Below are 13,234 nucleotides of genomic sequence, written 5' to 3'. Positions count from 1 at the left end.
GCTAGCATGGTCCCGCTCCGTCGGCACGGTCCGACCGGCGGGCATTCTCGACAGGAGACCCCATGCATTCGATCTTGCGCAGGAAACTGCTCGCCATCCTCGCCGCCGCCCACGTCGTCGCCCTCGCCGCGCCGCTCGCCGGCCGCCGGGCGCGCGCCGGCACCATCCGCCCGGCGTGGCCGCCGGCGGATCCGGCCGAACCCGAGCGCGGCGCCGGCGCCGACGACCCGCTGCTGCACCCGGCCGCCGAGTGGGTCGCCGGGATGCGCGACCAAGGGCAGGACGTCCTGCTCTATCCGATCTCGCGCCTGCAGCGCCGGTTCCGCATCGGCTACCGCCGCACCTGCGCGCTCATGGACGCCCTGGCGCGGCGCGGCGTCTGGGCCATCGCCCTCGATGCCGGCGGCGCACCGTACGCCAGCATCCTGCCGAAGGCGCGCGCATGAGCGGGCTGCCCATCGATCGTGCCGCCATCGAGCGCGCCGCCGCGCTGGTCGCCGGCGCCGACGCGCTGGTGGTCGCCGCGGGCGCCGGCATGGGCGTCGATTCCGGCCTGCCCGATTTTCGCGGCGACGCCGGCTTCTGGCAGGCCTATCCCGCGCTGGCGGCCGGCGGCACCGCCTTCGCCGACATCGCTTCGCCCGCCGCGTTCCACGCGGACCCGCGCCGCGCCTGGGGCTTCTATGGCCACCGGCTGGCGCTGTACCGCGCGACCGCGCCGCACGCCGGCTTCGGCATGCTGTGGCGCTGGGGCCAGGCGCTGGCGCACGGCGCGTTCGTCCACACCAGCAACGTCGACGGGCACTTCCAGCGCGCCGGCTTCGATCCGCTGCGCATCGAGGAATGCCACGGCTCGATCCACCACCTGCAGTGCATGCTGCCCTGTTCGGACATGCGCTGGAGCGCCGCCGCGCTGGCGCCGGCCGTCGACGCCGCGGCCTGCCGCTGGCTCGGCCCCCTGCCCGCCTGCCCGCACTGCGGCGGACTGGCCCGTCCCGGCATCCTGATGTTCGACGACACGGCCTGGCTCGACGGCCGCAGCGCCGCGCAGGCCCTGCGCCGCCAGCGCTGGCTGGAAACGGTACGCCGGCCCGTGGTCGTCGAGATCGGCGCCGGCACCGCCGTTCCCGCCGTGCGCCGCTTCGCCCGGCGGGTCGTGCAGCAGCACGGCGGCGCGCTGGTGCGCATCAATCCGCGCGACGCCGACCCGGGCGGCCTGCCGGGCGTCGGCATCGCGGGCCAGGCGCTGCCGGTACTGGCGGCGATCGACGCGCTGCTGCATCCGGACGCATCCCGATGACGCGCGGACCCGACATCGACTGGTTCCTGGCGCTGGAGGACTGCCCGGACCTGGACGCCATCCGCGCGCGCTGGCAGCCGCTGCTCGAACGGCACCAGATGGCGCCGCACCAGCCCGAGCCGGGCTACCGCGACGCCATGCTGTCCTTCCTGGGCCGCTGCGCGCTGCCGGCGCCCCTCAGGCTGGCCGCCGTGCTGGCCCTCGGCAGCGCCTTCGACGTCGACCTGCGTCTCGCCCTGGGCGCGCTCGGCGCGCAGGCCCTGGACGACGCCCACCCCTGGCCCGATGCGGTGGCCGACGCGGTCGCGCCCACCGGCCCGCCGCTGGCGCTGGCGCCCGGCGCGGCCGGCAGCGACGGCTGGCTGGCGGCATTCGCCGCCGGCCGCCTGGCCGGCCTGCGCGAGACCCTGGTGCACGACGGCGACGACCTGCCCGCCTGGCGGCGCCGGTTCTGGCAGGCGTTCCTGGAAATGGCCTGCCGCCATGGCCATGCGGACGCGGTCCGGCTGGCGCTGCGCCACGGCGCCGACCCGTGCGCCGACGACTGGCGCGCCGTCGGCGCCGCGGCCGGCGGGGCGCGCCGGCACGAGGACTGCGCGCCCGGCCGCGGCGACGCCGACTACCTGCAGGTGCTGGCGTTGCTGCTGGACGCGGGCGCGCGCCGCGGCGCCATGCTGGCGGCGGCGCTAGACGCGGCCGCGGCGGCCGGCAACACGGCCATCCTCGGCTTCCTGCTGGAACGGGGCGCCGACCTGCGCGCCGGCGGCGCCCGCGCGCTGGCGCAGGCGGCGCGGCACCTGGCCTGGGACGCGTTCGACTGGTTGCATGCGCACGGCGCCGACGCGCGCACGGCCGACGGCAGCGTGCTCGCGGCGGCGGCGGCCTCGCTGGACGAGACCATGCTCGACATGGCGCTGGCGGCCGGCGCCGATCCCGTCGACGGCGCCCTGGCGGCATGGCGCGCCGCGCTGCAGACGCAGCCCTGGGACCTGTATGGCGCCGAGACCGACTTCACCGGCTGGCGCGCCGCCATCGTCGCCCAGCTGCTGCGCCATGGCGCGCGCCCGGCGGGACAGGAAGCCGCCGCGCTCCTGCGCGCGGCGCGCGACGGCCGGCGCGTGGTGGACGCCCTGGCGCGCCGGCGCGACCTCGGCGCCGGCTGCATGGCCGTCGTCGCCGCGCTGGCGCGCCAGGCCTTCGGCGCCGGCTATGATGACGCATCCGCAACGTAGCGGCACGGGCAACCATGGGAGACGATCGATGACACGGGGACTGGTGCACTTCATGCACGGCAAGGAAAGCGGCCCGGCGGGCGCGAAGATCGCGGCGCTGGCCGAAGTGGCGCGCGCGCGCGGCTGGGACACCGCGGCGCTCGACTATGCGCACACGACCGACCCGGCGGCGCGCCTGGCGCAACTGCTGCGGGCCTGCGCGAACGTCGGGGCGCCGCTGGTGCTGGCCGGATCGAGCATGGGCGGCTGGGTCGCGGCCGAGGCGGCCGCACGCACCGCCGCGCGCGGCGTCTTCCTGCTGGCGCCGGCGCTGTACATGCCGGGCTATCCGAGCGAGGCGCCGCAGGTGCCGGCCGCGCACACGGAAATCGTGCACGGCTGGGACGACGACGTCATCCCCTGCGAGCACGCGATCCGCTTCGCGCGCCTGCGTGGGTGCACGCTGCACCTGGTCCAGGGCGACCATCGCCTGAACACCCGCATTCCCCTGCTGCGCGACCTGTTCGACGCCTTCCTGGCGCGCTGCGCGTCCTGACGGCTCAGGAACCGGGCGCCGCCGCCCCGGCGCCGCGGCAGGCCGGCTCCTTCGGGCCGGCCGCCTCGCACACGCGCGCCCGGCACTGCGCCTCGCCGGCCGCGTTGTACTGGCGGCAGACCTTCAACTGCTCGGCCGGCGTCGCCTTGCGGTTGACCGGCTGCATGTGCGTCATCAGGGCGGCCAGCAGCACGACGTCGCTGTCCGGCTCGGCCACCTTGCCCGCCTTCCCTTTCGCCGCCTTCTGCGCCGTTTTCTCCGCCGCTTTCGCGTGCTCGGCCTTGCGTTCGCGCGCCGCCCGGTCCTTGGACGGCTTTTCGAGCGCGCGCGTCAGCTGGTCCTTCGGCACCGCCTTGGGCCGGGGCGCCGCGGGCGCCAGGTCGGCCAGGGGATTGGCCGGCTGCGCCTCGGGCAGGTCGTGCAGGACGGCCGGCGCCGCCGCCGCCATCTGGACGGGAGTGGCGGGAGGCGCGGAGGATGCGGAAGGCGCGCTCGCGGCCGCGGCCGCAAGGGCGGCGGCAGGCGCGGGGGCAGGTACAGGTGCAGGTACGGAGGCCGAGGCAAGGACGGGGGCGCCCGCGCGGGCCTGCACCGGCGCCGCGCCACGCCCGTCGTCGTCCGCCGTCATGAACAGGACGGCGCCCGCGGCCAGCGCCAGCGCGCCCGCCGCGCCGGCGCCCCACGCCCAGCCGCGCCCCTTGGGCCGCGCGGCGTCCCTGCCGCGGACGGGCGCGGCCGCCGTCGCCGGCGTGGCGCCGCCGTCCAGTGCGCTGAGGATGCGCTGGCGCTCTCCCCCGGCTTGTTCTCCGGACGAGAGCAGACTGGGCCGGCCAGCGCGGACCGGGCGATCGCCTTGATCTTGCAAATGACCTCCTTGGTAAGTTTGCATTACTTTACAAGAATCAAGAAAACTGTGGCGCGATGTTGCGTTTTAATCGTGCGCGCTACCACATTTGCCGCGCGCCCCCGCGCGCCAATCGTGCGCAGGGTTGTTAGATGACCAAGTTATACTCCGAGGAAATGTTTTTGTGACATGAATGTGTCCCGAAAGTTCCGGAGGAAAATCCTGTGTGGTTGCTGGCAGTAAGCGCATATTTTGTACTGGCATGCGGCATCAGCTGGATGATCCTGTTCCCTTCCGGCCGTGAATTCGTGATGAACGTCCTTGCCGGCGCCGGCCAGCGCCTGGGTCGCCGCGCCGGCGCCCTGGCGCGCCGCCGTCTCGGCGAAGCGGTCGCCATCACCGGCCAGGGAGCGGCGGCGGCCGGCGCATTGACCGGTTTCGTGCGCCGCCACCTGCTGGCCTGCGTGGCCGGCGCCGTGCTGATCGGACTGCCGCCCCTGCTGGCCCTGCTGTTCGCGCAGCGGACCACGCTGGGCGGCTACGAATCGTCGACGCGCGAGGTGAACGACCAGGTGGCCAGCCTGCTGCAGGGGGAGCAGCTGGTGCCGCCGCCGGCGCTGCCGCCGCTGGTGTTCGTGCAGGCCGAGGCGGCGCGCGAGCGGCCGATGCTGGCCTCGGCGAGCCGCGATTGGGCGCTGATGAACGACGCCTACACGCAGCGCCTGTTGAAGGTGTTCCAGATCATGAAGGAGCGCCACGGCTACGAGATGGCGATCCTGGAAGGCTACCGCAGCCCGGCGCGCCAGGAAGCGCTGGCGGCGCTGGGACCGGGCGTGACCAATGCCAAGGCCTACCAGAGCTGGCACCAGTACGGCCTGGCGGCCGACTGCGCGTTCGTGCGCGACGGCAGGCTGGTGATCTCGGAAAAGGATCCGTGGGCGATGCGCGGCTACCAGTTGTACGGCGAGGTCGCCGAGTCGCTCGGCCTGACCTGGGGCGGGCGCTGGAAGATGATGGATTTCGGGCATACGGAGCTGCGCATGCCCGGCGTGATGAAGCGATAGGAGCGCAACGATGGCAGTACCCTCGATCCGGCCGGACGCGCGCGTCCGGCATCGCCACAGGCCCGCGGCGGCGGCGCCGCTCGCCCCGGTGGCCGGCGCGCTGCGCACGCCGCGCGGCGACGCCCTCGACGCCGCCGGCGCGCGCCTGCCCGCGCGCGATCCGGCCACCCACCTGCTGCGCACCGGCCAAGCCCGCGGCGCCTGCGGCACCTGCGCCTGGCTGGCTGGCCTGCCGCTGGCCGCCGACGCCGTGCGCGAACGCGGCGCCGCCCTGTTCCTTGCCAACCCCGATCCCGTACGCCGCGACGCCCTGGTCGTCGCGCCGGCCCCTTCGCTGTCCCGCCTCCCATCCTGACCACACTCGTCATCATGCAAACAATCCGGCAATTCCTGACCACCCGCACCAGCCTGACCGTCATCGGCTGGCTCGCGTTCGCGGCCCTGCTGCTGCTGGCCGCGCGGCTGCTGCAATGGCCGCCGCTGCTTCCCTGGATCGTGCTGGGCATCGCGCTGGCGCTGGGCGCCGCCGTGCTGCTGCTGCGCCGCTGGCGCCACCGGCGCAAGGCCGACCGGATCGGCGACATGCTCGAGCAGCAGGCCGACAAGCCCGTGGCCGACGCCACCCAGCGCCAGGAGACGGAAGTCATCCGCAAGCGCTTGCTGGAAGCGATTTCCACCATCAAGGGTTCGAAGCTGGGCCAGCTGTCGGGCAACGCGGCACTGTACGAACTGCCCTGGTACATGATCATCGGGAACCCGGCGGCCGGCAAGAGCACGGCGGTGGCCAGTTCCGGCCTGCAGTTCCCGTTCGCCGACACCAAGATCGTGCAGGGCGTGGGCGGCACCCGCAACTGCGACTGGTTCTTCACCACCGAAGGCATCCTGCTCGACACGGCCGGGCGCTACTCGGTGGTGGACGACGACCGCGCCGAATGGTTCGGCTTCCTCGACCTGCTCAAGAAGCACCGCCGCAAGGCGCCGATCAACGGCGTCGTCATCGCCGTCAGCATCGCCGAGCTGACCCGCAACCGCCCCGAGTTCGCCATCAACCTGGCCAAGAACCTGCGCCAGCGCGTGCAGGAGCTGACCGAGCGGCTGGAAGTGCATGCGCCGGTCTACGTCGTGTTCACCAAGGCCGACCTGATCAACGGCTTCAACGAGTTCTTCCAGGACGCCGAGCGCGGCGAGCGCGAGAAGGTCTGGGGCGCCACCCTGCCCTACGACCGCAACGCCAGCAGCGAGCAGTTGCTGAACCAGTTCGACGCCCGCTTCGACGAGCTGTACGACGGCCTCAAGGACCTGAGCCTGGCCAACATGGCGCTGCAGTGGCGCGAGCGCATGCCGCCCGGCGTGTTCACCTTCCCGCTCGAATTCTCGTCGATCAAGCCGGCGCTGCGCGCGTTCGTCGCCACCCTGTTCGAGGACAACCCGTTCCAGTTCAAGCCAGTGTTCCGCGGTTTCTACTTCACCAGCGCGCTGCAGGAAGGCGAGACCGTGTCGGCGTCGTCGGCACGCGTGGCGCAGCGCTTCGACCTGCAGTTGCAGCCGCCCGCGCACGAGGAACAGCACCAGCAGCAGGGCTACTTCCTGCTCAACCTGTTCCGCAAGGTGATCTTCGCCGACAAGGACCTGGTCGCCCAGTACGCCAGCCCGGCCAAGATGCGCCTGCGCTACGCCGCCTTCTTCGGCGCCACCGCCCTGGTCGGGCTGGCGCTGGCCGGCTGGAGCTGGTCGTACATGAACAACCGCCAGCTCGTGGCCAACGTGCAGGCCGACCTCGACCAGGCGGTCAAGGTGCAGGCGCGCAGCCTGGACCTGCAGTCGCGCTTCCAGGCGCTGGAAATCCTGCAGGACCGCATCGAGCAGCTGGACCGCTACGCCGAGCACCGGCCGCTGTCGCTGGGCCTGGGCATGTACCAGGGCGACCTGCTGAACCGCAAGCTGAAGGAAGAGTATTTCAACGGCGTGCGCGAAGTCATGCTCAAGCCCGTCGCGCAGTCGCTGGAATCGTTCCTGGCCGAGGTCAACGGCAACGCCGGCCGCCTGCAGCCGATGACGAAGCCGGTCGGCGCCGCGCCGGCGCAGGCCGCTTCTGCGGCCACCTCACCGGCCACTGCGCTGGCCGCCGCGCCGGCCGCCGACGCGGCCGCGGTGGAAAACGGCGCCCAGCAGTTCAAGGACGCCTCGCCGGCCGACGCCGAGGACGCCTACAACGCGCTCAAGACCTACCTGATGCTGGCCGATAAATCGCGCGCCGAGAGCGCCCACCTGAACGACCAGATCACCCGCTTCTGGCGCGGCTGGCTGGAAGGCAACCGCGGCGCCATGCCGCGCGAGCAGATGATCCGCAGCGCCGAGCGCATGATCGCGTTCACGCTAGCCCAGGTCAACGACCCCTCGTGGCCGACCATCGACGCGCGCCTGGCCCTGGTCGACCAGACCCGCGACAACCTGCGCCGCGTGGTGCGCGGCATGCCGGCGCGCGAACGCGTGTATGCCGACGTCAAGGCGCGCGCCGCCACCCGCTATCCCTCGGTGACGGTGGCGCGCATCGTCGGCGACCAGGACAAGGACCTGGTGCTGGGCAGCTACGCGATCTCGGGCAGCTTCACGCGCCAGGCGTGGGAAGGCTTCGTCCAGGACGCGTTCCGCGACGCCGCCAACCGCGAACTGCAGAGCGCCGACTGGGTGCTCAAGACCTCGTCGAAGGACGACCTGACGCTGGAAGGCAGCCCGGAACAGATCCAGAAGTCGCTGGTCGACCTGTACAAGACCGAGTACGCGCGCGAATGGCAGAAGTTCATGCAGGGCGTGACGGTACGCGACCTGAACGGCTTCGACGCCGCCGCCGGCGCCATGAACCGCCTGGGCGACCCGCAGAATTCGCCGCTGGACAAGCTGGTGGCCACCGTCTACGAACAGACCTCGTGGGACAACCCGTCGCTGGTCGGCGCCGGGCTGCAGCGCGCCCAGAGCGGCCTGGCCGGCTGGTTCCGCGAGACCGTGCTGCGCCAGAAGCCGGCCGCCGTCAACGTCAGCCTGCAGGCCGCGCCGGCCCAGGGCGGCACGCTGCCGCTCGGCCCCGTGGGCCGCGAGTTCGCCGGCGTGGCGCGGCTGGTGGTGGCCAAGGACCGCGACGCCTCGCTGATGCGCGGCTACATCGACCAGCTGTCGAAGCTGCGCGCGCGCTTCAACCAGATCCGCAACCAGGGCGACCCCGGCCCCGGCGCCAAGCAGCTGATGCAGCAGACGCTCGAAGGCAGCGGCTCGGAACTGGCGGACGCCTTCAAGTACGTCGACGAGCAGATGCTGGTCGGGATGACCGACGCCCAGCGCCAGGCGCTGCGCCCGGTGCTGGTGCGGCCGCTGATGCAGACCTTCGCCGTCATCGTGCAGCCGGCCGAGGCCGAGATCAACAAGGTGTGGGCGGCGCAGGTGGTCCAGCCGTTCAACAAGAACCTGGCCGTCAAGTACCCGTTCGCGACCGAGTCGCGCGCGGAAGCCAGCAACGCCGAGATCGCCGAGGTGTTCGGTCCGCAAGGCGCCATCGCCAAGTTCTTCGACACGACCATGGGTCCGCTCGTGGTGCGCCGCGGCGACTCGCTCAGCAGCCGCACCTGGGCCAACATGGGCGTGACGTTGGCCCCGAGCGTGATCGCCGGCTTCCCGAACTGGGTCGCGCCGCTGGCGGCCGGCGGCGTCGCCAACGCGGCCGCGTCCAGCGGCGGCGAGGCGCAGACGAAGTTCGACGTGCAGGCGCTCGGCACCACCGGCGCGACCGAGTTCACCATCGAGATCGACGGCCAGCAGCTGCGCTGGCGCGGCCAGCCGCAGCCCTGGGTGCACATGGCCTGGCCGAACCCGGCGGGCGTCCCGGGCGCCAAGATCACCGCGCTCACGCCGGAGGGACGCAACGTCGTGCTGCTGGACGAGCCGGGCCACTTCGGCCTCAAGAAGATGATCGACGCGGCCCAGCGCAAGCGCAAGGACGGCGGCGTGTTCGAGCTGACCTGGCAGAACGGCGGCGTCGCGGTGACCGCCAACCTGAAGGTGCTGGCGAGCGCCCCGGCGCCGGCCCAGGCCGCGCAGCAGCCGGCCCAGGGCTTCAAGCGCCTGCGCCTGCCGGAGACCATCACGGTGCCGGCTCCCCCCGCCGCGCCGACCGCTCCCGCCGCTCCCGCCGCTCCCGCCGCGCCGGCCGCGCCCGCGACGCCGGCGGCGCCGGTGCGCACGGCCATGCTGGGCGCCGCAGGAGCGCAGCCATGAGCCGCGCCGTCACCCCCGTCAGCGTCGGCTACTTCGGCAAGCTGCCCAGCCGCGGCGACTTCGTCAAGGGCAGCACCAGCCCGGCCCTGCTGAAGGTGCTGGACGACTGGCTGTCCGAGGCGATGGACCTGATGAGCGCCAACGCGCGCTGGAAGCTCGCCTACGACGCCGCCGCGCCGCTGCACTTCGCCTTCGTCGGCCCGCGCCGCCGCCACGCGATCGGCGGCCACATCGTCCCCAGCAGCGACGAGTCGAGCCGGCGCTACCCGTTCCTGATGGTCGGGGCGATGGAAGTGGCCGAGCCGGGCGCGTTCGTGCCCAATGCCCCGCTGGTGTTCACGCGCCTGTGGACCCGGCTGGAGACGCTGACGGCCGGCGTGCGCGACGCCGGCGACCCGGCCGTGCCGCTGCAGGCCGCCAGCAGCCAGCCGATCGAACTGGACCTGCGCACCGCCGCCTACGACGCCGCGTTCGAGGATTTCCTCGAACTGCAGACCGTGGGCGCGCTGGACGACATGCTGGCCCAGGCCGGCCACCGCGGCGCGGTGCGCCAGATCCTGCTGGCGCTGGGCATGCTGCTGCAGCCGGTGCTGGCCAGCAGCTCGAGCCGGCTGGAAAAGAGCCTGGTGCTGCCGCTGCCGCGCGATCCGGTCTACCGCAACCTGGTGGCGGCCTTCTGGATGCACCTGGTGACGCCGTTCCTGGCGCGCGCCGACTTCGAGCTGGCGCTGTTCCTGACGCGCCTGGACGGGCGGCCGGCCCTGGTGATCGGCTTTTCCGGCGCCTCGGCCCAGACGCTGCGCACGATCCTCGATCCGCAGGCGGGGCTGGACCACCACATCGCGTTCGAGGAACTCGACTGGGTCGAGGACCAGGTCGACAGCGACTACGCCGTCAAGAAGCTGTCGACCTACCTGGCCCAGGGCAGCCTGTCACTCAAGTCCGCGCTGGAATCGGTCGGCACGGCATTCATCGGAACCTGAGATCATGCGACTTACCACCCTTTGCACCCGCGCCGCCCTGGCCGCCCAGTTGCTCGCGCTGTCCACCTTCTCCGCCCTGTCCGCGCCTTCCGCCCTGGCGCAGAACGCCGCGCCGGCGCCCGCCGCGCCGCAGCCCGGCCAGGTGCTGGCCAGCGGCACCGTGCCCGACGAAGCCACCAAGGCCGCCGTCCTGGCGAAACTGCGCGAGGTCTACGGCGCCGACCGCGTGGTCGACCAGATCGCCATCGGCCCGGTCGCCACCCCGGCCAACTGGAACGGCTACGTGCAAAAGCTCATCAACGCCGACCTGCGCCAGATCAGCCGCGGCCAGCTGAAGATCGACGGCAGCACCGTCAGCCTGCGCGGCGAGGTGGCCAACGAGGCGCTGCGCCAGCGCATCGCCAGCAGCGTGGCCACCAGCCTGAACCCGACCTATACCGTCAACAACGGCCTGCGCGTGTCCGCCGCCGACCAGTCGATCCTGGACAACACGCTGGCCAACCGCACCGTCGAATTCGAGAGCGGCCAGGCGACGCTGACGCCGGCCGGCCGCGCGATCCTGGACGAGATGGTGGCCGCGATGCTCAAGCTGAAGGGCCGCCGCATCGAGATCATCGGCCACACCGACAGCGCCGGCCTGCGCGCCAGCAACGTCAGCCTGAGCCAGGCGCGCGCGGCCACCGTCAAGGCCTACCTGGCGGGCCACGGCATCCCGGAAGAGCTCCTGAGCGCCAGCGGCCAGGGGCCGGACCGCCCGATCGCCGGCAACGACACGCCCGAAGGCCGCGCGCGCAACCGCCGCATCGAATTCCGCCTCGCCCAGTAGGCAGCAAAGGACATCATGTTTACCGCAGAACAGCTACTCGCCCCCATCCCCGGTCCCAACCCGTCCGGCGCCGACATGGCGTTTTCCGCCGACATGGACGCCATCGCCCAGGCGCGCCGCTTCGACGACCCCTCGCTCGCCCAGGGCGAATGGGTGACGGACCTGAAGGAAGCCGACTGGGACTACGTCGTCAAGCATTGCGCGCAATTGCTGGCCGAGCGCACCAAGGACCTGCGCATCGCGGTCTGGCTGGCGGAGGCCGCCGCCAAGCGCCACCAGTTGCGCGGCCTGGGCGAAGGCCTGCGCGTGCTGGCCGGCCTGTGCGAGCAGTACTGGGACCGCGGCCTGTACCCGGAAGCCGACGGCGGCGACCAGGAACAGCGCATCGGCAACGTCGCGTGGATCCTGTCGCGCCTGCGCGCGCTGGTGCGCGAGGTGCCGCTGACCGAGGGCCGCGCCAGCGCCTGGTCGACCGTCGACTTCGAGGCCGCGCGCAAGCGCGCCGCCGGCGGCGAGGCGGACGCCCATCCGCGCCTGGCCGACATGGAAGCGGCCAAGCGCGCCAACTCGCTCGCCTTCGTCGCCACCTTCCGCGCCGACGCCCAGTACTGCCTGGATGCGCTGGGCGCGCTGGAACGCGCGGCGGACGCGCGCCTGGGCCAGGACAGCCCCGGCTTCTCGGCCGCGCGCGACGCCCTGCAGGGCATGCTGCACGTCATGCCCGCGCCGGTCGAGGCCCCGGCCGATCCGACGCCCGCGCCGGCGCCCGGCGCGGCCACCGAGGCCGCCGCCGGCGCCGATCCCGCTCCGGCCTTCGCCCCTGTCGCCCGGTCCGCTCCCGGCCAGGTCCGCAACCGCGCCGACGCCATCGCGCAGCTGCGCGCGCTGGCGCAGTTCTTCCGCGAGACGGAGCCGCACAGCCCCGTGTCCTATTTCGCCGAGAAGGCGGCCAGCGCCGGCGAGCAGGACCTGCACACCTGGCTGCGCTCGGTGATCAAGGACCAGGGCTCGCTGGCCCACATCGAGGAATTGCTGGGCGTGCCGCCGCAGGCGTGAGCCTGCGCGCTCACCGGGCCGCGGCCAGCGGCCGCGGCGCCACGCCCTCGTTGGTCATGACCACCGGGCGGATGGTGCCGTCGGCGTCGAATTCCAGGCGGTCGATGGCCATCTCGCGGTGGTTGCCGTTCTTGTCCGCCAGCGGACGGCGGTGGTAGACGATGTACCAGTCGTCGGTGCCCGGGACGTTGACGACGGAATGGTGGCCGGCGCCCCTGGCGATGCGGCCGTCCTGCTGGAGGATCTTGCCGATGCGCTTGAACGGCCCGGTGGGCGACGCGCCCATCGCGTAGGCGACGCTGTAGTCCGGCCCCGTCCACTCCCCTTCCGACCACATCAGGTAGTACACGCCCTTGCGCTTGACCATGAACGAACCCTCCACGTAGGCCGGGTCGGGCGTGATCTCCTTGTAGGTCGTGCCGTCGGCGAACGGGACCACGCTCAGCAGGTCGGGCGCCAGCCGGACGACGTTCGCATGCTTCCAGCCGCCGTAGTACATGTACACCTGGCCGTCGTCGTCCTGGAACACCATCTGGTCGATCGGCTGGGCGCCGTTGTGGATGGCGCCGACCAGCGGCTTGCCGAGGGCGTCCCTGAACGGTCCCTCGGGACGGTCGCTGACCGCCACGCCGATGCCGCCCAGCTGCCCGTCGCCCTTGATGTCGTTGGCGCCGAAGAACAGGTAGTACCTGCCGTTGCGCCGCAGCGCCGACGGCGCCCACACGGCGTAGGCGGCCCAGGACACGTTTTCCACGTCGAGCACGCGCTCGTGCCTGGTCCAGTGCACGAGGTCGGGCGACGAGAACGCGTCCAGGAAGGTCTGCTTCAGGTAGGGCTCCCAGATCAGGTCCGCGCGGGCGCGCATGCGCCGCTGGGCAGGCGTGAACGAGGACGCGCGGGCCGGCGCGTCGAGGTCGTCCGAGTAGGTCGGATAAATCCAGTACTTGTGGCCGAAGATGCGGATCTCCGGATCGGCATACCAGCCGGGGACGATCGGGTTGGCGGCGTGCGCGCACGCGCAGGCGAGCGCGCAGGACAGGAACGACAGGGTGCGTTGCACGCGTCCCGGGGGCGTCTTCATCGGATGGCATCCTTTCTGCGGACAGTGGTGGCGGCGCACCGGCGTGC

Annotated in this window: 12 protein-coding genes; 10 read left to right on the top strand and 2 right to left on the bottom strand. The window is 72.6% G+C overall.

Features of this window, described 5'->3' with window-relative positions; all coding sequences use genetic code 11:
* Positions 1–62: 62 nt before the first annotated feature.
* The 4 genes from QZ749_RS05065 to QZ749_RS05050 are packed head-to-tail and all read left to right on the top strand — an operon-like array spanning position 63 to position 3,067.
* Positions 63–446: a DNA translocase FtsK gene (locus QZ749_RS05065; protein WP_296944011.1), complete on the top strand. Its 384-nt coding sequence runs from the start codon at positions 63–65 to the stop codon at positions 444–446.
* Positions 443–1,300, top strand: a complete 858-nt coding sequence (locus QZ749_RS05060; RefSeq protein WP_296944008.1) for a Sir2 family NAD-dependent protein deacetylase — start codon at positions 443–445, stop codon at positions 1,298–1,300. Before QZ749_RS05065 ends, QZ749_RS05060 begins: the two co-directional genes overlap by 4 nt.
* Entirely contained in the window at positions 1,297–2,532 is a 1,236-nt protein-coding gene (locus QZ749_RS05055; RefSeq protein ID WP_296944005.1) for a hypothetical protein, read from the top strand. The genes QZ749_RS05060 and QZ749_RS05055 overlap by 4 nt, the downstream gene beginning before the upstream one ends.
* Before the next feature lie 28 nt (positions 2,533–2,560).
* A complete protein-coding gene (locus QZ749_RS05050) occupies positions 2,561–3,067 on the top strand; it encodes an alpha/beta fold hydrolase (RefSeq protein WP_296944002.1) in 507 nt (168 codons plus the stop codon).
* Between the two features lie 4 nt (positions 3,068–3,071).
* Here the strand turns inward: QZ749_RS05050 and QZ749_RS05045 are convergent, their stop codons facing one another.
* Positions 3,072–3,932, bottom strand: coding sequence for a hypothetical protein (locus QZ749_RS05045; protein ID WP_296943999.1), 861 nt, complete (start codon positions 3,930–3,932; stop codon positions 3,072–3,074).
* Positions 3,933–4,135: 203 nt separating this feature from the next.
* Between QZ749_RS05045 and QZ749_RS05040 the strand changes: the two genes are divergently transcribed.
* The 6 genes from QZ749_RS05040 to tssA are packed head-to-tail and all read left to right on the top strand — an operon-like array spanning position 4,136 to position 12,106.
* The gene (locus QZ749_RS05040) at positions 4,136–4,975 is read left to right on the top strand and encodes a M15 family metallopeptidase (protein ID WP_296943996.1); all 840 of its coding nucleotides are present in this window, start codon (positions 4,136–4,138) and stop codon (positions 4,973–4,975) included.
* A 10-nt stretch (positions 4,976–4,985) separates the two neighbouring features.
* Complete coding sequence (locus QZ749_RS05035) at positions 4,986–5,330, top strand: hypothetical protein (protein ID WP_296943993.1); 345 nt, start codon at positions 4,986–4,988, stop codon at positions 5,328–5,330.
* Between the two features lie 14 nt (positions 5,331–5,344).
* Positions 5,345–9,241 carry a type VI secretion system membrane subunit TssM gene (tssM, locus tag QZ749_RS05030; RefSeq protein WP_296943990.1) on the top strand — a complete coding sequence of 1,299 codons (3,897 nt, stop codon included), beginning with the start codon at positions 5,345–5,347 and terminating at the stop codon, positions 9,239–9,241.
* On the top strand, positions 9,238–10,224 hold the full coding sequence (tagF, locus tag QZ749_RS05025; RefSeq protein WP_296943987.1) for a type VI secretion system-associated protein TagF: 987 nt from the start codon (positions 9,238–9,240) through the stop codon (positions 10,222–10,224). The genes tssM and tagF overlap by 4 nt, the downstream gene beginning before the upstream one ends.
* A gap of 4 nt (positions 10,225–10,228) precedes the next feature.
* Positions 10,229–11,050: an OmpA family protein gene (locus QZ749_RS05020; RefSeq protein ID WP_296943985.1), complete on the top strand. Its 822-nt coding sequence runs from the start codon at positions 10,229–10,231 to the stop codon at positions 11,048–11,050.
* 15 nt (positions 11,051–11,065) lie between these two features.
* The gene (tssA, locus tag QZ749_RS05015) at positions 11,066–12,106 is read left to right on the top strand and encodes a type VI secretion system protein TssA (protein ID WP_296943983.1); all 1,041 of its coding nucleotides are present in this window, start codon (positions 11,066–11,068) and stop codon (positions 12,104–12,106) included.
* Between the two features lie 10 nt (positions 12,107–12,116).
* On the opposite strand, the gene QZ749_RS05010 is transcribed toward tssA, so the two are convergent.
* The gene (locus tag QZ749_RS05010) at positions 12,117–13,187 is read right to left on the bottom strand and encodes a glycoside hydrolase family 43 protein (protein WP_296943981.1); all 1,071 of its coding nucleotides are present in this window, start codon (positions 13,185–13,187) and stop codon (positions 12,117–12,119) included.
* Positions 13,188–13,234 lie beyond the last annotated feature (47 nt).

It is taken from the genome of uncultured Massilia sp., assembly GCF_913773735.1.
Classification (GTDB): Bacteria; Pseudomonadota; Gammaproteobacteria; order Burkholderiales; family Burkholderiaceae_D; genus Telluria.
Note: the sequence above shows the minus strand (reverse complement) of the source record. Positions and strands in the feature narration are given on the sequence as shown.